This window comes from Actinospica durhamensis (assembly GCF_018139695.1).
In the GTDB taxonomy this organism is placed as follows: domain Bacteria; phylum Actinomycetota; class Actinomycetes; order Streptomycetales; family Catenulisporaceae; genus Actinospica; species Actinospica durhamensis.
In genome coordinates this window covers 1-21,685 of sequence record NZ_JAGSOG010000021.1, presented here as the reverse complement: position 1 = coordinate 21,685, position 21,685 = coordinate 1, and the positions used below count along the sequence as shown (strand labels likewise).

General features: G+C 71.8%; 17 protein-coding genes. 3 read left to right on the top strand and 14 right to left on the bottom strand.

Features of this window, described 5'->3' with window-relative positions:
- Window positions 1–95 precede the first annotated feature (95 nt).
- Both leuD and leuC read right to left on the bottom strand, forming a co-directional pair.
- Window positions 96–689 carry a 3-isopropylmalate dehydratase small subunit gene (gene leuD / locus KDL01_RS07145; protein WP_212527554.1) on the bottom strand — a complete coding sequence of 198 codons (594 nt, stop codon included), beginning with the start codon at window positions 687–689 and terminating at the stop codon, window positions 96–98.
- A gap of 6 nt (window positions 690–695) precedes the next feature.
- Window positions 696–2,129 carry a 3-isopropylmalate dehydratase large subunit gene (gene leuC / locus KDL01_RS07140; RefSeq protein WP_212527553.1) on the bottom strand — a complete coding sequence of 478 codons (1,434 nt, stop codon included), beginning with the start codon at window positions 2,127–2,129 and terminating at the stop codon, window positions 696–698.
- Between the two features lie 159 nt (window positions 2,130–2,288).
- Here leuC and KDL01_RS07135 point away from each other — a divergent pair, with 159 nt between their 5' ends.
- Entirely contained in the window at window positions 2,289–3,008 is a 720-nt protein-coding gene (locus KDL01_RS07135; RefSeq protein WP_212527552.1) for an IclR family transcriptional regulator, read from the top strand.
- Between the two features lie 675 nt (window positions 3,009–3,683).
- On the opposite strand, the gene KDL01_RS07130 is transcribed toward KDL01_RS07135, so the two are convergent.
- Both KDL01_RS07130 and KDL01_RS07125 read right to left on the bottom strand, forming a co-directional pair.
- Entirely contained in the window at window positions 3,684–5,756 is a 2,073-nt protein-coding gene (locus KDL01_RS07130) for a CocE/NonD family hydrolase (protein ID WP_212527551.1), read from the bottom strand.
- Between the two features lie 151 nt (window positions 5,757–5,907).
- Window positions 5,908–7,632, bottom strand: coding sequence for an MFS transporter (locus KDL01_RS07125; protein WP_212527550.1), 1,725 nt, complete (start codon window positions 7,630–7,632; stop codon window positions 5,908–5,910).
- Window positions 7,633–7,715: 83 nt separating this feature from the next.
- On the opposite strand from KDL01_RS07125, the gene KDL01_RS07120 reads away from it, so the two are divergent.
- On the top strand, window positions 7,716–8,288 hold the full coding sequence (locus KDL01_RS07120; RefSeq protein WP_212527549.1) for a TetR/AcrR family transcriptional regulator: 573 nt from the start codon (window positions 7,716–7,718) through the stop codon (window positions 8,286–8,288).
- Between the two features lie 377 nt (window positions 8,289–8,665).
- Window positions 8,666–10,807: a putative bifunctional diguanylate cyclase/phosphodiesterase gene (locus KDL01_RS07115; protein ID WP_212527548.1), complete on the top strand. Its 2,142-nt coding sequence runs from the start codon at window positions 8,666–8,668 to the stop codon at window positions 10,805–10,807.
- A gap of 7 nt (window positions 10,808–10,814) precedes the next feature.
- Here the strand turns inward: KDL01_RS07115 and KDL01_RS07110 are convergent, their stop codons facing one another.
- From KDL01_RS07110 to KDL01_RS07065, 10 genes are all read right to left on the bottom strand, one after another.
- Window positions 10,815–12,080: a hypothetical protein gene (locus KDL01_RS07110; RefSeq protein ID WP_212527547.1), complete on the bottom strand. Its 1,266-nt coding sequence runs from the start codon at window positions 12,078–12,080 to the stop codon at window positions 10,815–10,817.
- Window positions 12,081–12,215: 135 nt separating this feature from the next.
- On the bottom strand, window positions 12,216–12,995 hold the full coding sequence (locus KDL01_RS07105; protein ID WP_212527546.1) for a glycosyltransferase family protein: 780 nt from the start codon (window positions 12,993–12,995) through the stop codon (window positions 12,216–12,218).
- Between the two features lie 23 nt (window positions 12,996–13,018).
- Entirely contained in the window at window positions 13,019–13,978 is a 960-nt protein-coding gene (locus KDL01_RS07100; RefSeq protein WP_212527545.1) for a gluconeogenesis factor YvcK family protein, read from the bottom strand.
- A gap of 3 nt (window positions 13,979–13,981) precedes the next feature.
- Entirely contained in the window at window positions 13,982–15,178 is a 1,197-nt protein-coding gene (locus tag KDL01_RS07095) for a galactosyltransferase-related protein (RefSeq protein WP_212527544.1), read from the bottom strand.
- A 69-nt stretch (window positions 15,179–15,247) separates the two neighbouring features.
- Complete coding sequence (locus tag KDL01_RS07090) at window positions 15,248–16,477, bottom strand: MFS transporter (protein ID WP_212527543.1); 1,230 nt, start codon at window positions 16,475–16,477, stop codon at window positions 15,248–15,250.
- On the bottom strand, window positions 16,477–18,306 hold the full coding sequence (locus tag KDL01_RS07085) for a thiamine pyrophosphate-binding protein (protein WP_281415283.1): 1,830 nt from the start codon (window positions 18,304–18,306) through the stop codon (window positions 16,477–16,479). The genes KDL01_RS07090 and KDL01_RS07085 overlap by 1 nt, the downstream gene beginning before the upstream one ends.
- Before the next feature lie 395 nt (window positions 18,307–18,701).
- Window positions 18,702–19,403, bottom strand: a complete 702-nt coding sequence (locus KDL01_RS07080) for a response regulator transcription factor (protein ID WP_246576070.1) — start codon at window positions 19,401–19,403, stop codon at window positions 18,702–18,704.
- Window positions 19,400–20,770, bottom strand: a complete 1,371-nt coding sequence (locus tag KDL01_RS07075) for a sensor histidine kinase (RefSeq protein ID WP_212527541.1) — start codon at window positions 20,768–20,770, stop codon at window positions 19,400–19,402. The genes KDL01_RS07080 and KDL01_RS07075 overlap by 4 nt, the downstream gene beginning before the upstream one ends.
- On the bottom strand, window positions 20,767–21,303 hold the full coding sequence (locus KDL01_RS07070; protein WP_212527540.1) for a hypothetical protein: 537 nt from the start codon (window positions 21,301–21,303) through the stop codon (window positions 20,767–20,769). Before KDL01_RS07070 ends, KDL01_RS07075 begins: the two co-directional genes overlap by 4 nt.
- Before the next feature lie 185 nt (window positions 21,304–21,488).
- The coding region (locus KDL01_RS07065) for a DoxX family protein (RefSeq protein ID WP_212527539.1) at window positions 21,489–21,685 on the bottom strand (197 nt) is incomplete at its 5' end.

Below are 21,685 nucleotides of genomic sequence, written 5' to 3'. Positions count from 1 at the left end.
TGGGCCACAGACGCGAACGCGCCGAATCGGCGTGTTGCGGGCCGATCCGGCGCGTTCGCGGGTGATGCGCGTGTCGCGCGGGTGAAGCGGTGTGGCTACGCGGGCAGCGTGACCGGCTTGAAGGACGGGCGGTGCGTCTCGAACTCGTCCACCGCGGAAACGTTGCGCAGGGTCAGGCCGATGTCATCCAGCCCTTCCATCAGCCGCCAGCGGGTGTAGTCGTCGATCTCGAAGGGAGCCACCAGATCCCCGCAGCGCACCTCGCGCGCATCGAGGTCCACCGTGACGGTCGTGGCCGGGTCGGCCTCCGTGGCCGCCCACAGCTGCTCGACCGTCTCCTGCGGCAGCACCACCGTCAGCAGCCCGCCCTTGAGCGAGTTGCCGCGGAAGATGTCGGCGAAGCGGGCCGAGATCACGGTCTTGAAGCCGTAGTTCTGCAGCGCCCACACCGCGTGCTCGCGGGAGGAGCCGGTACCGAAGTCGGGGCCTGCGATCAGCACGCTCGCCCCGGCCCGCTCCGGCCGGTTGAGGATGAAGTCGGCGTCGGCGCGCCAGGCCGCGAACAGCCCGTCCTCGAAGCCGCTGCGGGTGACCCGCTTGAGGTAGACCGCCGGGATGATCTGGTCGGTGTCCACGTTGGAGCGGCGCAGCGGAACGGCCGTGCCGGTGTGGCTGACGAACTTCTCCATGATGTCTCAGACCTCCAGCAGATCGGACGGGGCGGCCAGCTTGCCGGTCACGGCGGTGGCGGCGGCGACGAGCGGGGAGACCAGGTGGGTGCGTCCGCCCTTGCCCTGCCGTCCCTCGAAATTGCGGTTCGAGGTCGAGGCCGAGCGCTCGCCCGGAGCCAGCTGGTCCGGGTTCATGCCCAGACACATCGAGCAGCCGGCGAAGCGCCATTCCGCCCCGGCCTCCTTGAAGACCGTGTCCAGGCCCTCGGCCTCGGCCTCAAGGCGCACCCGCGCCGAACCCGGCACCACCAGCATCCGCACGCCCTCGGCGACCTTGCGGCCCTTGAGAACCTCGGCCGCGGCGCGCAGGTCCTCGAGCCGGCCGTTGGTGCACGAGCCCAGGAAGACCGTGTCCACGCTGATCTCGCGCAGCGGCAGACCCGGGGTCAGGCCCATGTAGTCCAGGGCGCGCTGCAGTTCGGCGCGCTGCCCGGCGTCCTCGACCGCGGCCGGGTCCGGTACCGAATCGCCCAGCGGGGAGCCCTGTCCGGGGTTGGTGCCCCAGGTCACGAACGGGGTCAGCGCGTCCGCGTCGATGGTGATCTCGGTGTCGAAGGACGCGCCCTCGTCGGTGCGCAGCGTGGACCAGTAGGCCAGCGCGTCGTCCCAGTCCGAACCCTGCGGCGCGTGGGCACGATCCTTGAGATAAGCGTACGTAGTGTCGTCCGGAGCGATCAGCCCGGCCCGGGCGCCGGCCTCGATGGACATGTTGCACACGGTCATCCGGCCCTCCATGGACAGCTCCCGGATGGCCTGGCCGCGGTATTCGATCACGTAGCCCTGACCGCCGCCGGTGCCGATCTGCGCGATCACCGCCAGGATGACGTCCTTGGCGCTCACGCCCGGGCGCAGCGAACCGGTGACGTTCACCGCCATGGTCTTGAAGGGCTTGAGCGGCAGCGTCTGGGTGGCCAGCACGTGCTCGACCTCGCTGGTGCCGATGCCGAAGGCCATCGCGCCGAACGCGCCGTGGGTGGAGGTGTGCGAGTCGCCGCAGACGATCGTCATGCCCGGCTGGGTCAGGCCCAACTGCGGGCCGATCACGTGCACCACGCCCTGGTTCGCGTCGCCGAGCGAGTGCAGCCGGACGCCGAACTCGGCGCAGTTGTTGCGCAGCGTCTCGATCTGAACACGCGAGACCGGGTCGGCGATCGGCTTGTCGATCTCGAGGGTCGGGGTGTTGTGGTCCTCGGTGGCGATGGTCAGGTCCGGCCGGCGCACCGGACGGCCGGCCAGGCGCAGTCCGTCGAAGGCCTGGGCGCTGGTCACCTCGTGGATGAAATGCATGTCGATGTAGAGCAGATCGGGCTCGCCCGCGGCGCGGCGCACCACGTGCGCCTCCCAGATCTTCTCGGCCAGCGTCAGCGGCTGCACCGGCGCTGCATGTGTGGCTGTCATCGCGGATTTCTCCAGTTCGTGGTTCGTTGCCACTGGGGATGTGATCCAGTACCAAGAGGCGGATCGGCGCCAGGTTGTGGATCCGGGTACCGCCAGCCTGGCACCGTCTCACTAGGCAATGCACTTGTGTCTCAGGCAATGAGATGACAGTATCGGCCCATGGACACCGCATCCAGTGGCGTCGGCGTGCTCGACAAGGCCGCCGCCGTCCTTTCCGCTCTTGAGGCGGGCCCCGCCACCTTGGCGAGCCTCGTCTCCGCTACCGGCCTGGCCCGGCCGACCGCGCACCGGTTGGCCGTGGCCCTGGAACACCACCGTCTCGTCTCGCGAGACATACAGGGCCGGTTCGTTCTCGGCCCCCGACTGTCCGAACTCGCGGTCGCCGCGGGCGAGGACCGCCTGCTGGCCGCGGCCGGCCCGGTACTCGCCAACCTCCGCGACGTCTCGGGCGAATCCGCGCAGCTCTACCGCCGCCAAGGCGAGATGCGCGTGTGCGTCGCCGCGGCCGAGCGCCTGACCGGCCTGCGCGACACCGTGCCCGTGGGCGTCGCGCTGCCGATGGCGGCCGGCTCCGGCGCGCAGGTGCTGCTGGCGTGGGAAGAACCCGACCGCCTGCACCGCGGCCTGCAGGGCGCGCGCTTCACCGCCACCACCCTGGCCGGTGTGCGCCGCAGGGGCTGGGCCCAGTCCGTCGCCGAACGCGAAATGGGCGTCGCCTCCGTCTCCGCCCCGGTCCGCGGCCCCAACAACCGCGTCATCGCCGCGGTCTCCATCTCCGGCCCCGTCGAGCGTCTGAGCCGTTACCCCGGCAAGCTCCACGCCGAAGCCGTCCTGGACGCCGCGGCCCGCCTGTCCGAAGCCGTCCAGCGCTCCGCCTGACAGCGACGAAGCGATAACCGGCAGTGAGCAGGGCGGGTCGGGGATCGGGCGGGCGAATCGGGGACGGTCGCGGCACACGGCGGGACATCGCGCGAACGGCGCGAGGAATCACACGAGAGCCGAGCCGAGTGCGGTAGGCCGGCACCGTGGGAACACGCCGGGCACACCGATCGAGTACCGGGCAGCACCGGCCCGTGCACCGAAAACGGGCACGTGACCAGCAGGACCGGCGCAGACGGACCACGAGATCCGAACGCGTCGAAGGCGCCGAGAGGGACCCGACAGGGACCGAGAGGCAGCACGACCCGGACGTACCGACAGGTACCGCGATCCGGATGAACCGAGCACCACGCACGGCAGCGGTCGACGGTGGCGACGAGGACGACGCCCACGTCAGGCAGAGGAAATGCACCGCGCGGTGTGTGCGCACCGGGAAAGCTACAGGCAATGGGCCACAAGGCCGCCGAGGACAATGGTGTCCAACCGTCCGGCGGCCTCGTGGCGGTCCGTTCTCACGGCTCGTTCTTACGGCTCGTTCTTACGGCTCGTTCTTACGGCCGTCTCTTACGCGCGTTCTCACAGCCCGTCTCTTACGGCGCGTTCTCACAACCCCAGTCAGCCCTCGTGTGACCGCGACGCGTGTGACCGCGACTCGCGTGACTACGACTCGTGTGACTACGACTCGTGTGACTGCGTTTCATGCGGCTTCGTCTCATGCGGCTGAGGACCGCGGGGGATCTCCTCGATCCAGGTCCGTTCGAAGACCAGTTCGTCCGCGTCATAACAGCGCACGATGTTCTCCACGATGAACGCGGACGCGGTGCAGCTGGTCTCGGAGCGGGTGACGACGCGCGCGTCCCAGGGCAGCTCTTCGCGCTGTAGGCGGATGCTCCAGTCGGAACGGGCGCGGGCGGAGAGCGGGTCGTCCTGGGTGATCCAGTAGCGGTCGCGCGCGATCTCGGTGTACTGCAGGCCGTCGGGGTAGCGGCGGGAGGCGGCGCCGTAGGCGGGGTCGACATCGAGCATCCAGGTTCCGGCCGCGACGTCTCTGAGCACGGTGCGTTCCGGGCGGCTGCGCCGGCCGTCGACGAGTTCGACCTCGAGCGGCTCTGCCTGTTCCGGTTCGGCGAACACGACCTTCTTGCGGGCCACGTCCGGGATCGGGTCGCGCACCGGCAGGATCAGCGCGCTGTCGGCGGCCTCGACCTCGAAGCCGGCGCCCTCGTCGTCCGGCCAGATCCAGGGCCAGTAGGCCGAGGACAGCGCGACGCGGATGCGGTGGCCGGCCGGGAACGCGTAGCCCGCGGCGTTGAGTTCGAACTCGACGTCCCGTGTCTCCCCGGGGATCCAGGGCACGGCTTTCTCCCGGCCCTCGCGGCTGGCCAGGTTGAGCACGCCGCGGGTGACGAGGGTGGAGGAGCCGTTCTCGGCGACGTCGCACAGCCGGGCGATGACGTGGGCGTTGGACGCCTCGCAGCGCAACCGCAGCCGGATCAGGCCGCGGCCGAGGATTTCCACCCGGCCGAGCAGCGGCGCGGTGTCGAAGCAGACCGAGCGTCCGTCCTCCTCGCGCTGGTCCGGCGGCAGGTCGGCGCGGTTGCCGATCGGGAAGAAGCGGCCAGCGTCGAGGCCGGTGTGCTGCGGCGAACTGACCGGCAGCAGCCACGGCTCGGCCGACTGCTGGGCCTGGGCGAACGCGATCTCGGCCGGGACGATCTGCTCGGAGGGCCAGGATTCGTCCCCGACCCAGCGGCCCGGCTGCTCGGTGTAGGTGGTGGCCGGCGGCACCGACTCGCAGATCCAGCTGCGCAGCAGCGGCTCCTCGAGCACCCCGGTCTCCTCGTCGCGCAGCCAGCGGTCCCACCAGCGCAGGGTCTCCTGCAGGAATCCGATCGCGGGCCCTGGCGGATACTCGCGATCCGGATACTGGTGTGACCACGGCCCGATCAGCCCGCGTACCGGCGTGCCGAGCTCGTCGAGCCGCTCGACGAGGCGCAGCACCGTGTCGCGGTACGGATCGTGCCAACCGCCGACCGCGAGCACCGCCGCCTTGATCGAGCCGTAGTCCTCGGCCACGCTGCCGTGGCGCCAGTACGCGTCGCGCAACGGATGGGAGAGCCAGGTGTGGATGAACGGCTCGGTCCCGGCCAGCCGCGCGAGCCACTGTTCCCGCCAGCTCGCCCCGGCGTAGCGCGGATCCGGCGGCCGGGCCGTGTACGCGAGCATCGTCGCGGCCCAGGCGTGCATGTCCACGCCGAGCACGGCGCCGCCGACGTAGTGCACGTCGTTGTCGTAGCGGTCATCGGTCGAGCAGACGGTCACGATCGCCTTCAGCGGCTCGGGCGCCCGCGCGGCCACCTGCAAGGCGTTGAAGCCGCCCCAGGAGATGCCGAACATCCCGACCCGCCCGTTGCACCACGGCTGCCCGGCCAGCCATTCGACGACGGCGACCCCGTCGGCGATCTCCTGCTCCGAGTATTCGTCCGTCATCGTCCCGTCGGAGTTGCCGGACCCGCGCAGATCCACCCGCACCGAGGCGTAGCCCTGCCCGGCGTACCAGGGATGGCGTTGCGCGTCGCGCTCCGCGGTCGAGTCGGTCAGCCGGTACGGCAGGTATTCGAGCAGGGCCGGCACCGGCTCTTCGGTGACGGGCCGCCAGATCCGGGCGTAGAGCCGGGTGCCGTCCCGGAGCGGGATCCGCACGTCGTCGTGGATGACGCCGTAGGGGAACTCGTCTCGGATCCTCATCGCAGACCTCTCACCGACGCGGCGCTCCTGGTGCAGCGCGGCACGACCCGGATCCGCCGCGAGGGCGGGATCCGGGTCTACCGTCTCCTCGCGGGGCCCGCCTTCCGGCGAATCCCTTGGCATCGACCTGCTCGCGACGATACCCGTGGGCTCAGATGAGCGCTTCTGCTGAGCTGTACGGCTGGGCCACCGGAGTGGCGGTCGAGGCAGTGGCGGTCGAGGCAGCGGCAGTCGAGGCAGCACCGGTCGAGGCGGTAGCGTCGGCTGCGCGGGCGGTGATGGCGTCGTCGGGCGAGGGGACAGTGGTGTCGGTGTCGGTGTCGGCGGTGGCAGAGACGGAGTCCTCGGCGGCCGGGGCGGCCGGATCGGCGGGGGTGACGCCGCGCAGGAACAGGGCCGTCAGCAAAGCAGCCACAGCCATGAGGGCGGCGCCGACCAGGGAGACGGTGTTGAGGCCGGCGGTGAAGGCGGTGCGGGCGAGCGAGAGCAGGTGCTCGGCCTCACTGACGGGCAGGTGGACGGCGGTGGCGACGGCGCCGCCGAGGGTGGAGCGGGCCCCGGTCGGCACGGCCGTGCCGAGGTGGTGGCGGTAGACGGCGGCGCCGATGCTGCCGAGCACCGCCATGCCGAGGGCGCCGCCGAGTTCGCCGACGGTCTCGTTGACGGCGGCCGCGGATCCGGCGCGCTCCGGCGGGATCGCGCTCATCAGCAGTTCGTTGCCGAGGGTCATCACGCCGACGGCTCCGCAGGCGAGCAGGGCGGCCCCGAGCATCGACACCCACAGGGGCGAGTCGGCCCGGAGCAGCGCCGCCTGCACGACGTATCCGGAGATCATCACGGTGAAGCAGCCTGCGACGATGTACGCGCGCTCGACCACCTTGACCAGCGCGCTGCACAGGCCGATCATCGCGCCCACCCCGAGCGAGGGCACCACCGACCACAGCGCGGCCTTGAGCGGGCTCATGCCGAGGACCGACTGCAGGTACTGCGTCAGGAAGATCGCGTTGCCGAGCAGCGCGAAGGTGCCCACCAGGTTCGTCAGCAGCGCGCCGCTGTAACCGCGGCTGCGGAACAGGCGCAGCTCGAGCATGGGGTGTTGCGCCGTGCGCTGCCTGATCAGGAACAGCGCGCCCACGATCAGGCCGCAGGCTATGGAGCCGAGGCGCAGCGGGTCGAGACCGTTCTCCGCGATCTCGGAGACACCGAAGATGATTGGCAGCACCGCGGCGAAGGAGAGCAGCGCGCCGAGCAGGTCGAAGCGCCCGGAGCGGTCGGTGCGGTATTCGGGCAGCAGGATCGGGCCCAGGACGAGCAGCAGCACCATGAACGGCAGGTTGATCAGGAAGACCGAGCCCCAGAAGTAGTGGTCGAGCAGGATGCCGCTGATGACCGGGCCGATCAGGATGCCGCCCATCATCCCGCCGGTCCACACGCCGATGGCCTTTCTGCGCTGGGCCTCGTCGTGGAAGAGGTTGCGGATCAGCGCGAGCGTGGACGGCATGAGCGTGGCGCCGGCGACGCCCTGCACGGCCCGGGCCGCGATCAGCTCCCCCGCGCTGCCCGCGTAGGCCGCGCCGAGCGAGGCGACGCTGAAGAAGAACGCCCCGACGAGCAGGAGCCTGCGACGGCCGATCCGGTCGCCGATCGCGCCCATGGTGATCAGCAGCCCGGCGAGCACGAAGCCGTACATGTCGTACATCCACAGCTGCTGGGTGCTGCTCGGATGCAGGGCCCTGGTGATGAAGGGCACTGCGTAGAGCAGCACCGAGGTGTCCATCGAGACCAGCAGCAAGGGGAGCAGCAGGACCGCCAGCGCGATCCACTCCCGGCGGCCCGCCCGCGGGGCCGCGCCTTCGACTACCTGATTCCTCGTCACGTCTCGACTGTACATACGTCTTGCACACTTGTCTAGAACAAGCGTCCAAGACGATCGTCCGAGGCTGCGGTATGCTCGCTGACATGGGAAATCGTGAGGCCCTGCTGGAGGGCGCCAAGCGCTGTCTGCTGGAGAAGGGCTACGCCAGGACCACCGCGCGCGACATCGCGGAGGCCGCCGGGGTGAGCCTGGCGGCCATCGGCTACCACTTCGGGTCGAAGGAGTCGCTGCTCGAGCAGGCGTTCATGGGCGCGATGGAGGACTGGTTCGACGACGGCGACGATACGCACGAGGAGTCGCCCACCGGTTCGATCGAACAGTTCCGGGCGTTCTTCGACGAGATCCTGACGAGCTTCCCGGAACGCAGGTCCCTGCTTCGGCTCAACATGGAGATGGGCCTCGAGGGCGCACACAACGAGGCCCTCGGCCATTTCATGGCCGGCGCCGTGCAGTACGGCCGGCTCGAGCTCGCGAAGGCCTTCCAGGGCCTGACTCCGGAGCGCGACGGCGCGCTGGCGCAGTCGGTGGGCAGCTTCTACAGCGTGTTGATGACGGGCTTGGTCGCGCAGTACCTCATGGATCGGGAGAACTTCCCCACCGCCTCCGACTTGGCGGAAGGTTTGCTTTACATCGCCGAAAGATTGCCTGGCGCATAGCCGCGAAATGTTAGCCTGCCCCCGCGGCGCGGAGATCGCCCGGCCAGGCTCCCACCACGGCCTGCCGGGACCGCCGCGAGCGGCCGTGTGTGGATACGGATCGGGTCGACATCAGCTTCATGGGTAGACGCACGTCACCCCCGTAGCCATATCATGACTAGACAAGCGAGCGTGCCCATCAAGCATGCGCGTCGGCCCAGGGTCAGGCATGACGCGCGAGGCCGAGGCGCGTGAGCACACGCTCGTGAGCGCCATCGAGCAGCGAAGGGGAGCAGCATGCGCCGACACTCCGCCATGCGCTGCCCATCCTTCACATCCGCCACCGTGGCACCAAGTGTGGCAAAGTCCTGCCGAACGGACGAAACGGGCGGGGCGTCGTGAGCGCCGCGGCTCAGCGCGTGGCCGCGGTCTGGTTCGAGGCGCTGGCCGAGATCGGCGGCGTGCCGGGGAACGCGGCGCGCTCGCGCGGGCTGCTGCAGGATCTGGCCGAGCGCTTCCTCGGCGCCTGCGGCCCGGACGCGCTGCGCGAACGCGGCGCGGCGGCGGGACGGGCCCTGGTGGAGGGCGACTACACGCAGCCGGAGGCGATGGCCACCAGCATCACCGTGCTCGACTACGCCCTGCCGCAGGAGATGGCCAGGGACGGACGGATGGCCCTGTTCTCCGGGCTGTCCATGGGCTACGCCAACGCGCTGCGCGAGCGCACCAGGGCCGAGCAGGAGCTGATCCGCCAGGCCGTGCTGAGCGCGCACCGCACCGGCGAGGGCCGTTTCCGCGCCGTGTTCCGCAACGCCGCGCTGGGCATCGGCGTGGTGGACGGCGACGGCCGGGTGCTCGAGATCAACGAGCGGCTGGCCCGGATCATCGGGCAGGACGCCTCCACCGTGCGCGGGCGCAGCATCGACGAGTTCCGCGACGGCGACGACCCGCCCGAGTTCTGTGCCGCCATCAGGGATCTGCTGGCGGGCCGGCGCGGGCACTACAGCGCGGAGAAGCGCTTCACCGCGGACGACGGCACCGTGGTGACCTGGACCCGGATGCAGGCGAGCACCGTGCGGGCGGGCGACGGCGCGGTGGAACTGCTGATCACCATGTTCGAGGACATCACCGAGCAGCGCCGGATGAACCAGCGCCTGCTCTACCAGGCCACCCACGACTCGCTCACCGACCTGCCCAACCGCACCATGCTGATGGAGCGGCTGAGCGAACTGCTCGAGCGCGCCCGGCCGGACGAGCGGATCGGCCTGTGCTTCCTGGACCTCGACGGGTTCAAGGGGATCAACGACACGCTCGGACACGAGGCCGGGGACCGGCTGTTGGCCGAGGTGGCGCGGCGGCTGAGCGAGGCCACCGATCCGCAGCACCTGGTGGCGCGGATGGGCGGGGACGAGTTCGTCATCCTGGTACCGCGCTCGATGAGCTCGGTGTGCGTGACGGACGTGGCCAAGTGCGTGCTCGCGACGCTGGCCGAGCCGATCGAGCTGGACGGGCGCAAGCTCTCGGTGACGGCGAGCATGGGCCTGGTCGAGCGCCCGGCCGCCGGGGCCAAGCCGATCGAGCTGCTGCGCGCCGCGGACATCACCCTGTACTGGGCGAAGAACGACGGCAAGGCGCGCTGGGCGCTGTTCGACCAGGAGCGCAACGAGCGGGAGGTTGCGCGCTACGCGCTGTCCCAGGCGCTGCCGACCGCGCTCGAGCACGGGGAACTGTTCCTGGAGTACCAGCCGATCGTGGACATGGCCGACGGGCGCACCTACGCGATGGAGGCGCTGGTGCGCTGGAACCATCCGGTGCGCGGGCTGCTCGGCCCGGGCGAGTTCGTCTCGCTGGCCGAGGAGACCGGCGTGATCGTGGCGCTGGGCCGCTGGGTGCTGCGCCGCGCGGTCGCGGACGCCGCCGCCTGGCCGTCCGGGCCGGACGGGCGCAGGCTCTCGGTCGCGGTGAACGTCGCGGTGCGCCAGGTGCACGAGCCGACCCTGTGCGACGAGGTGGCGGACGCGCTCAAGGCGGCCGGACTGCCGCCGGAACTGTTGCAGCTGGAGATCACCGAGACCGCGGCGATGAGCCCGGGCGAGAGCGGACGGCCGGCGCTCGAGACGCTGCGTTCGCTCACGGATCTGGGCGTGCGCATCGCGATCGACGACTTCGGCACCGGATACTCGAACCTGGCGTACCTGCACCGGCTGCCCGCGGGCACGCTGAAGATCGACTACTCCTTCGTGCAGGCGCTGACCCAGCCGAGCCCACAGGGGCACGGCTCGGCCGAGGCGATCGTGACGAGCCTGATCACGCTGGCCCACGCGTGCGGCATGACGGTCACGGCCGAGGGGGTCGAGACGCCGCAGCAGGCGCGGATCCTGCGCACGCTGGGGGCGGATCGCGCGCAGGGCTTCCTGTTCTCCAAGGCCGTGCCGCACGGCCGGGTGCCCGAGTTCTGCGCCGGGTTCCCGGTGCTCGAGTCGCTCGGGCCGATCGAGGTCCCGAAGCAGCCGAAGCCGACCCAGCCCGCGACGACCTGATCCGGACTCAGGGGATGTAGATCCCGATGAAGGACTGGAAGGCGAAGTAGGCGCACAGCGCGGCCGAGGACCCGATCGTCCAGAGCCAGGCCGAACGCCGGGTGGTGAGCATGGCCGCGACGAGCAGCAGCGGGAGTATGCCGGAGGAGTAGCGCGCGAACGAGGAGAAGTGCGGCGCGGTGATGACGGCGGCCAGGCTCACGAACGCCCACGCGGTGTAGGAGGCCGGCAGGCGTCTGACACAGCCCCACAGCAGGCCGATCGAGGCCACCACGAGGATCACCGTGAACGCGCCCGCGCCGTTGCCGCCCTGGTTGAGCGAGTCGACGGCCGAGGGCCACGGGCTCTGCGCCGTGGTGCCGCGCAGGTTCGCCGCCTGCTGGGTCGAGTAGGGCAGCATCCAGTCGTGGTACTCCGACTGCACCCAGCCCAGGAAGGTGAGCAGGCCCAGCACCGGCGAGGCGGCGAGGACCAGGCGCGCGGCGGTGCCGGACGGCCGGTCGCGCCGGGCCCGGACCACCTCGATCAGCCCGGCCAGGCACAGCAGCCAGCCGGTGGGGCGCACCAGGCCGGAGCCGAAGCCGGCCGCGAATCCGACCGCGTACCAGGTCCAGGTGGCCCGGGCGGTGGGCAGCGTGCCGGGGCGCACCAGCACGATCGCGGCCAGGAACGCGGCGGCCAGCATCCCGGCCAGCGCCTCGGTGTAACCCATCACGAGCACGAACGCGCCCGGGGCGAGCTGGCTCAGCCAGACCGCGCGGCGGGCCGTGCCCCGGTCCGCGCCGACCGCGAGCGCCACCCGGTACATGAACATGCCGAAGGCCAGCGAGGCCAGCCAGCACACCACCAGCTCGGCGGTGAGCGCGCCGATCCCGACCAGATCGAGGGAGCGGATCGTGAGCGGCAGCAGCGGCCAGAACCGGATGCCGTCACTGGCCACGCCGGAGTACCCGTGCGCGGCGATGCCGGCGTACCAGGCGGTGTCCCAGGTGAACAGCTGGTTGAACAGGTGGTGGATCACCGGCTGGTTCGGCATCTGGGCGGCGAACGGCGGATCGCGGCGCACCGCGTAGTCCTGCATGAGCAGCACCAGCGCGTGCGCGGCCAGCCAGGCCGGCAGCGTCACCAGCAGCGCGGTGAGCCACAGCGGCCGCTCGGCCCGGACCCGCGGCGCGGGCGAGGGGACGGACGCGGCCGATTCCTGCTCCGACGCGCCCCCGGTGGCGTCATCGACCTCTGACGTGCCTCGCACCTGCTCCCCAACCGTGCTCAACCGTGCTCCATGACCTGATCTTCCCGCAAACCGTAGCGTGTGGGCCGGGATTGCGCCACGGCCGGGTGAAACCTACAGTTCGCCCGGCCGTCCGCGCCGTCCCGGCCCACCGCTCGCGGGCGGCCGGGGCCTGGACTACTCCTTCTCGCGTCCCTCGGTGGCCACCAGCCGGTCGAAGCACTTGAGCTTGATCTCCTCGTCGCCCGTGCCGTGCATCGAGCCGGGATCCAGGCGCAGGTCGCAGTGGCGCACCCGCAGCGGCCAGTGCTCGGGGAAGGCGATGGCCCGCCCGCCGGTGGTGCCGGCGTGGCTAACCAGGTTCTCCCACTGGTACTCGAAGCCGTGCTGGCTGGTGAACACGTCCTGCTCGAAACCGCCGAAGCGGCGCAGGGTCGGCTCCACCCGCCAGGTGGAGTAGGCGATCAGCTGGTCCACCGCGCGGTTGACCGAACGCAGCCCGGGCTCCAGGTTCGGGCCGAGGTCGAGCAGCGGACGGTCCCACTCGTCGTGGTCGTCCACCCTCGTCGTCATCACCACCTGCGGGTGGTCCTCGAAGACCCGCACCAGCGCGTCGAGCACGTCGAAGTGCGGGTCGGACTTCCAGATGAAGGTGTCGTCCGTGAAGGAGATCAGGTACGGGTTCTTCATCTCGAAGTTGTGCGCGTGGAAGTTGTTCGAGGGCGCCCCGCCGTAGGCGTGCTTCTCGCTGCGCCGGTAGCGCAGCTCGTCCACGCCCAGCTCGTCGAGGCGCGGCAGCAGCCGGGCCGCCACGTCCTCGGGCGAGCGGTCGGCCACGAGTACGACCTCGAACTCGTGCCGGGTCGGGTAGGTCAGGGCCTTGATCGCCTGGGGCAGGATCAGCTCCAGCAGGCGGTCGGTCTTGTGGAAGGCGCAGGCCAAGGTGAATCGCGCCATGTTCCCCTCTCTCTCCTCGTCGGTCAGCGGTCCCGGGCGAGCTCGGCCAGGACCGCGCCGAGCAGGGCCGGGTCGTGCGCCGTCCCGTCGGGCGCGGCCAGGCTCGCCGCCACCACCCGGGTCCGGGCACGCGGATCAGGTTGTGGATCGTCGGGCCGGGGTGCGCGGACGGACGCGTCGAGGGCCCAGCCCGAACCGTCGACGTCACCGCCCGCGTTCACCACGACCACCTCGGGGCACACGCCGTGCGCCCACAGCGCCTCCACGTGCGCGGCGGTGTCGTAGCCCTCCGTCTCGGACTGCTCCGGCTCGAGGTTGCACACGTAGACGCACTGCGCCTTCGTCTCGGCCAGCGCCTGCCGGATCTCCTCGATCAGGACCGCCGCCAGAATGGAGGTGTACACGGACCCGGGTCCGAGCACCACCTGGTCGGCCGCGAGTACGGCCTCGACCACGCCCGGCGCCGCCCTGGCCCGCGGCGGATCGACCGCGATGGTCGCGATGCCGGGAGTCTGCGAGATCGCGTACTGGCCCAGGACCTCCGCACCCGCGCGGGTACGGGCCCTGAGGACCACCGGCTCCAGCGTCGCCGGCAGCGCCCGGCCGAGTTCCGGGTCCGCGCCGAGCAGCCGCGCGGTCAGATCCAGGGCCTTGACGAAGTCGCCGCTCTCCGCGGTGAGCGCGGCGATCACCAGGTTCCCCAGGGTGTGCCCGGCCAGGTCGGTGCCCTCGAACCGGTGCTCGAAGGCCCGGCCGAGCGGATCGCCCTGGGCACCGGCGAGGGCGACCAGGGCGCGGCGCAGGTCGCCCGGCGCCGGAATGCCGCGCGAGACGCGCAGCCGGCCCGAGGAGCCGCTGTCGTCCGCGGTGGTCACCACGGCGGTCACGTGTCCCGCGTACGCACGCACGGCGGCGACACTCGCCGCGAGCCCCCGCCCGCCGCCGATGGCGACGACGCGGGGGCCGGATCGCTCGTGCGGCACGCTTCAGCCCTTCGCGGCGAAGCGGTCGAGCCGGCCGATCTCCTGGCCGGGCTGCCAACTCAGCGGCGGGATGTGTGCGTTGACCAGTTCCCCGTCCGCGCGCAGCTCGGAGGCCGGCGGGTGCGGCAGGTGCATGATCCAGTCGTCGAACACGTCGATCGGGGCCACCGGGTCGAGCCGGTAGACGAAGTCGTTGTCCTCCCCGCCCCAGCCCTCGTACCGCTCGTCGAACCCGCTGACCTTGTGGAAGACGCCGGTGCGCACCCAGTTGCACAGCCCCGGCGGGCGGCGCAGCTGGAACGCGCGCAGGTGCGCCGGATCGGCCGCGCCGCCGTTCACCCGCTCCCGGATCGCCCACTCGGCCGAGGCGTAGTCCACGCAGGACATCGCCCGGTACGGCAGATGCCCGCCGACCCCGGCCCGGGTGAAGCGCGCGGCGTTGCGGGCGATGAAGTCCCGGTCCGGCAGCACGTCGGCGTCCAGGATGCACACCACCGCCGCGTCGCCGGGGCTGTTGACCACGCCCGCGTTCACCGTCCAGGACTTGTTGAAGCGGTCGGCCTTCTCCGCGAACAGATAGGTGTCCGCGTACGGTTCGATCACCTCGCGCCAGCGCGGCCGGTCGTCGCACTCGACGACGGCCACGCGGTAGGACTCGCGCGGGAAGGACTGGTCGCGCAGGCCGATCAGGCAGGCCAGCAGGTTGCGCAGCCGGGCCCCGCCGGTGTTGCGGTCCCGGAACGGGATGACCACGAGCACCTCGGCCGGGACGTCGGCGGCCAGCTTCTCGCCCGGGGCCACCACGCGCAGCTCGTCCGCGGTGACCGCGCGCGAACCGGCGGCCGCGTCGTAGCGCGGGCCGACGTGGTAGCCGATGCGCGAGTTGCACTGGGCCTGCCAGCCCGCCTCGAGCAGCGCGGCCAGGCCCGGCGCGTCGGCCTCGGCCTCCTCCAGCGCGGAGCGCAGCTCCCGGTAGTGCGAGGCGTTCTCCGGCTCACCGGCCAACGCCTCACCCACCTTGGTCACCCGCGGCTCGTCCACCGCGCGCAGGGCCGCGGCCACGGCCTCGTTCCACGGCTTGGCCAGCCCCCAGTAGTAGAGGCCGGAACGGGACGCACCCGGGTCGGACAGGACCACGAGGCTGTCGGCCACCGCGGCCGCGAGCACCCCCCGGTCCGATGGGGTCAACTGCGACACCATCACAACCACCCTCTCAATGTCGGATCTCTGTTTCTGTGCGGCCGGGCGGCGGGATCGGCCCGGCCCGGGTCAGGAAGCCGATTCGGCCGGCACCGGCGCCACGGCCGGGACGCGCACGCGCCGCCCGGCCACCGAGATCAGCAGCACGTTGAGGAAGGCCAGCACGCTGACCGTGCCGAGCGCCGCGGGCAGCCCCACCCCCTCGGCGATGAAGCCGATGACCGGCGGGCCGGCCAGCATGCCGCAGCCGCCGACGCCGGAGACGACCGCGAGCGCGGGACCCGCCTCGTCCCCGCCGACCGTGCCGGCCAGCGAGTAGGCGACCGGGTTGACCACGGAAAGGCCGAGCCCGAGCACGGCGAATCCGGCCACCGCGGCGAACGGCCGGCCGGCCGAGAGCCCGGCCGCGAGTCCGGCGCCGCCGAAGGCGGTGGCCACCGCGGCCACCCGCGGCCCGCCCCAGCGGGAGATGAACCGGTCCCCGCCGAGTCGTCCGGCCGCCATCGCCACCGAGTACGCGATGTACCCGGTGGCGGCGAACTCGGCCCCCGAGCCCAGATTGTTCTGCAGGTAGACGGCACCCCAGTCGCCCACGGCGCCCTCGCCGACCATCCCGCACAGCCCGATCGCGCCGAGCAGGTAGAGCAGCACCAGCCGGTCCCGCCCGAGTCCGGCGCGCCCGTCGGCGGCCACGGCGCCACCGCCCGGGGACTCGCCCCCGGGCGGCAGCAGCCACCGCGAGGCGGCCAGCGCCAGCGCGCCGAGCGCCGCCGCGGCGACCCCGAAATGGACCAGTGGACTGATGCCGAGCGCGGCGGCCCGGCCGCCGATCAGCGCCCCGGCCACCCCGCCCACGCTGTAGACGCCGTGGCAGGAGGAGAGGATCGAACGGCCCATCAGCCGCTGCACGAGCACGCCGTGGGCGTTCATCGCCACGTCGTTCACGCCCATCGCGCCGCCGAACCCCAGCAGGCACAACGCCAGCGTCGGCACGTTGACCGCGAGCGCGGGCAGCACCAGCGCGGCGCAGCTGAGGGTGATGCCCACCCGGGTCACCGGACCGCTGCCGTAGCGGGCCACCAGGCGGCCCGCACTCGGTTTGGTCAGCAGCGCACCCACCGCGATCCCGAGCAGGGCCAGGCCCAGCGGCCCGGTCCCGGCGTGGATCCGCTCCTTGATCATCGGGATCCGCGGCACCCAGTCGCCGAAGAGCATCCCGTTGACCAGGAACATCGTGGCCACGGCGATCCTGGCCCGATGCAGGCTGAGTGCGGTCGGAGACCCGGGTGGCTCGAGCATCAGACGGTGGTCCCGCTCCGCTCGAAGCCCGTGGTGATCCAGATCCCGCGCCACACGGCCGGATCCGAGGGCACCACGACCTCCACCAGGGCCGGCCCGTCGATCTGGGCCGCCTTGCCGAGCAGTACCGCGAGCTCGTCCGTGCCGGCCCTGACCCGGTCCTGGTCCGCCGCGCCGATCGGCACCGACACGCTCGCCGCGTGCACCCCGATCGCCTCGGCCAGGGCGCGGTATTCGAAGCCGGCGACGTTGTCCAGGTAGTCGCGCGGCGCCGCGCCGAACGAGGCCTTGGCCTGCTTGGTCAGCGAGACCGAGCGCCCGTTGTTGCAGACCACGAACAGCACCCGGGCGCGCTGCTCGACCGCGGCCACCAGTCCCTGGAAGGAGTTGGTGAACGCCTGGTCCCCGAGCGTGCACAGCACCCGTGCGTCCGGTTCGCCGAGGGCGAGCCCGGTCGCCAGGGACAGCCCGGAGCCGACGAACCCGCCGTGGCCGCCGAACGCGCGCAGCTTCACCGGGAACTCGTCGTAGTGGTCGCTCAGCAGCCCGCCGAACATCTGGCTGTCATCCACCAGCACGGGACGCTCCCAGCCCGAAAGCGCCTCTGCCAGTGTGCGGGTCAGCATCCTGCGCCCGGCCACCACCGACGGGTCCGCGGGCTCGGGGCCCGGTCCCTCGTCGAGGGCGTCCGCGAGCGGGCACCACAGCGGCCGACCGGTCACCCCGATCTCCGCCAACGCGGTCAGCAACCGGTCGAGCGAGGCCGCCGGGTCGCCCACGATCAGGCTGTCGGCGGCGCCCAGGTAGCCGTTCTTGTGCACCTTCGCCGGATCGGTGTTGAGCGCGATCTTGGGTCCGGCCGGAAGCTTCCCGACCACGCGCTCGTAGATGTTGCGGTCCTCGACCGTCACCAGCAGATCGCAGGATTCGAGCAGCCTCCGGTGTGCCTCGGATCTCGGCTCGAGCCACCCGGCGAAGTTGGCCACCCGCTCGTTGCGCAGCCGCTCGAACATCATCGGGCCGCGCCGGTAGCGCACCTGGAGCACCAGGGCGCCGGTGGCACGGCTGATCCGGTCGAGCGCGCCGTGGATTCCGGGGAACCGCAGCGCGTAGTCGTCGACGAGGAACAGCGGCCGCTGCGCCTTCGCCAGCACGCCGACCGCGTCGGTCAGCGTCTCGTCCTGCTCCGAGGCCCGCCGCGGCTGCGCCGGGACCTGCGGGGCGGCCGACTCGAGCAGCGCGGCCGGAATCCAGCGCTGCTCGGCCACGTCCTGGGGCAGGCCGAACAGAGCGGGACGCGAGGGTGGACCGGCCGCGGCCGCGAACGCCCGGCGCACCGAGGCGACGAACTCCGCGGCGGCCACCTGGCGCTCCGCCTCGTCCCCGGGCACGGCAGGGGCCTGCCACACCCAGTCGGCGAACGCGCTCATCCCGCCGAGCAGGTCCGGCTCGCCGTGCGGCGGCAGGAACGGCGCGGACGCGGTGGTGGCCAGGCCCACGAAGAAGACGGTGCCCGCCTCGTTGCGCCGGGCGTCGGCCACCGCCCCGGCCGCGTTGGTCAGTCCGCGGGCGCCGTGCAGGATCGCGGCGCCCCGGTTGGGTCGCAGCAGCGAGGCACCGGCCGCCATGAAGGCGCTTTCGGTGTCCCCCCTGCCGTTGACGAGTCTGAGCTGGTCCGCGTGCTCCGCGACCGCGTCGCACAGGGCAAGCTCGGAGGTACCCGGGTAGGCGAACACCTCGGCGACCCCTGCCGCGACCATCAGCCGCGCGATCGCCTCCGCCCCCGTCAGGCGGTGTCGGTCAGCACTTTCAGTCGAATCATCACCCATAGATACTCCCCAGTTGGGCCAGACGGCTGACACGTGGGGGTACCCGACGTCACCGTGGGACCACTGCCCTCGGGCAACGCCGCCCACGCTGAGATCACGTTCCCAGCGCGGACCAAGGTCGTCAATGCTCTGCGGCCGGTGAACTTGCTCGCGCTCGGCCGCCTCGGATTTCTCCGATGTAAGTTTCACGCGGAACGCAGGTGGGGCGGCAGGGGGCCGAGTGGGTAGAAATTATGCTGTTCAGCACTGGGTTTCGGACCCGACGGGCGTGTCGGCAACCGCGCCTCGGACCGGACGGCGATGGCCATCGGTCAGCCAAGTTGATTCGTACTCTGATTCTCGGGAAAGCGCACCGCGCTCCGTCCTCGATTCAGTGCACTGAACCACTGGGGGGCTCAGTGGCCGCGCGGCTGGGCGCGGAGGCGGTCCAGCCCGTGCCGGTGGGCGTAGCCGATGGCGGCGGCGCGGTCGCGCGAGCCGGTCTTCGAGAAGATCCGGCTGATGTGCGACTTCACCGTGTGGGTGCTCAGGAACAGCCGCCCGGCGATCTCCGGATTGGTCAGCCCCTGCGCGATCAGCGCCAGGATCTCGGCCTCGCGCTGGGTCAGCCCGTCCGCCGCGGCGTCCGGCTCACCCTCCCGCGCAGTGGCGTTCGCCTCGGCGCCTGACGCGGCGTTCATCAGCGCCGCGTGCACGCGCGGATCGAACACCGCGAGCCCGTCCGACGCGGCCCGCAGCGCGTGCGCGATCTCCTTGCGGTCGGCGTCCTTCGTCAGATAGCCGCGGGCGCCCGCGCGCAGCGCCTCGAGCACCGACGCGTCGTCGAGGTACGTGGTGAGCACCACGATCGCGACCTGCGGCGAGGCGGCCGTGAGCAGCCGGGTCGCCTCGATGCCGTCGAGCACGGGCATGTGCAGGTCGAGCAGGATCGCGTCCGGCCGGTGCTCGGCCACCAGATCCACCGCCTGCCGCCCGTCCGCGGCCGACGCCACCACCTCGATGTCGGGCAGAGCGCCGAGCAGCACGACGAGCCCCTCGCGCACGCTGGCCTGATCGTCGGCCACGACGATGCGCAAGGTCCTGCCGGGCACGGTCATCGGTCGGCATCCTCCGGTTTCGGCGACGGGTACAGGGGCGCAGACACGGGCGACGGGAGCGGGTGCGCCGGGGCGAACGGGAACTCGGCCGCCACCACCCAGGCACGGCCGCGCACACCCGCTTCGAGCGTGCCGCGCAGCAGCCGCAGCCGCTCGTGCATCCCGGTCAGACCGTAGCCGCCGTCGACGGTGCGCGGGCGCGGCGGGGTGTCGGCGCCGGTGTCCGGCTCGGCCTCGTCCGCCGTGTCCGAGTGGTCCGACATCGCCAGGTCGTTGACGATCGTCATGCGCACCCGGTCCGGGGTATAGGCCAGGTGGATGGCGACGGCGCGGCCGGTGGCGTGCTTCGCCGCGTTCACCAGCGCCTCGCGGGCCGTGCGCAGCAGCGCCACGGTCGCATCCGGCGGCACCGGGCGCGGATCCCCCTCGGTTTCGCAGTGCACCGATACGCGGTACACGGTGGCGTGCTCGGCCGCGGCACGGGCCAGTTCCTGGTGCAGCGGCAGGGTGTCGGTACGCAGTGCCAGCACCGCCCGCCGCGTCTCGACCAACCCGTCCGCCGCCATGCGCTGCGCGGTGGCGAGGCCCTCGAGCCCGCGCTTGGGATCGTCGAGATCCTCGAAGTAGGCGCGCACGGCCTGGATCTGGATGCTCAGCGCACCGAGCGAGTGCGCGAGCACGTCGTGGATCTCGCGCGCGATCCGCGCACGCTCGTCGAGCACGTCGGCCCGCCGCTGCTCGGTCCGCAGCCGGTCGTGCTGGGCGAGCAGCGCCGCCGCCTGCTCGGCCTGCACCCGGTACGCCGCGCGTTGGCCCCCGACCAGCGCGCCGCTCACCAGCAGCAGCGGGAAGCCGAGCAGCGTGCCAGGCCCCTGATGGAATGCCGACCCGCCGAGCACCAGCCCGGCCACCCCGAGCAGCCCGATGCCGAGCGTGGCCCGCCTCGGCAACTCGCTACCCGCGTGCATCAGCGCGCTGCCGGCCAGGATGATCAGCACGTCGCCCGCGCCGCCCGCCGCCGCCCCCACGCTGGCGGCGGCGGCGACCACGCCCAGGCTGCCGACCAACACCGGAAGGCCGAGCCGCTCCGGCAGCCTGAACCACGGCTCCACGGCCGCCGCCCACCCCAGCGTGCCCAGCACCGCGACGACGTAGGCGATCTCCTGGGTGAGCGGTCCGTCGGCCGAGGTCGGCGGATGCAGGAAGGTGAACCCGCCCAACAGGATCAGGCCCGCGGCCCGGGCGAACCAGGTGGCGGCGCGCAACACCTGCCCGGTACGGCGCGGCCGCTGCGCACGCCGGCCCGCCGAACGCCGCATGCCGCCGAACTCCGCGCTGCCGAGCCCGATCTCCCCGTACTCGCTCATCGCCGACGATCGCCCGACTCGCTGCTGAGCAGCCCGCCCAGGATGCTCGATCCGTTCTTCTCCGGCGCGAACTGCACCCCCATGGACTGCGCCCGCAGCACGATCACCGCTGCCGCGGCGAGCCGGTTGACGCCGAGGCTGAACAGCAGCGTGGACGTGGAGGCGGCGACGTGCGCGTGCAAAGCCAGAGCCAGACCCATCGCGGCCACGCGCCAGACGACCAGCGCCAGCCACAGCCACAGCCCGCGCACCGGAAGCCGCGCCCACAGATACCCGTCCCGCGCGGCCAGCCGCATCATCCCCCCGAAGCCGAACCCGATCAGCGCCGAGCCGGCGCACCCGATCGCGATGCAGACGATGTCGACGGTCTGCAAGTGCGGCCCGTGCGACGAGCGCAGGTCGCTGAACCCGATGATGGTCAGGATCAGCGGCAGCAGCACCGTGCGCTTCCCGCGCAGGAACTCCCCCTGCAACTGCCGGAAGATGATGTACCCCACGACCCCGACGACGATCAGGATCTCGATCCCAGACATAACCGTTCCCCTCCACGTTCCGCGCCGACGGTTCCCGCCGACAGCACTGAACGTACGGCTGAGCCCCAGGTCGTCGCGTCAACGCGTGGGTCTAGATCCGGTATGAGACCGCACCCCCGCGGTACTAGTCCCACGCCTCCACCCGGCTCATACCGTCCACCCGTGTCTACGCCCGAGCCTCGGCCTCAGACCCAGATCGTCGCAAGCCAGCTCACCACGCCGGCGAGCACGATGAGCCCCAGGTTGAGCCCGATCTTCCGGTCCCCCATGCGCAGGTGCACCCGCGTCGCCAGGATCTGCAGCACCACGAACCCGATCGCGGCCACGAAGGCCAGCGACGGCGCGATGCCCGTCCACGGCGGCAGGATCAACCCGACCGCCC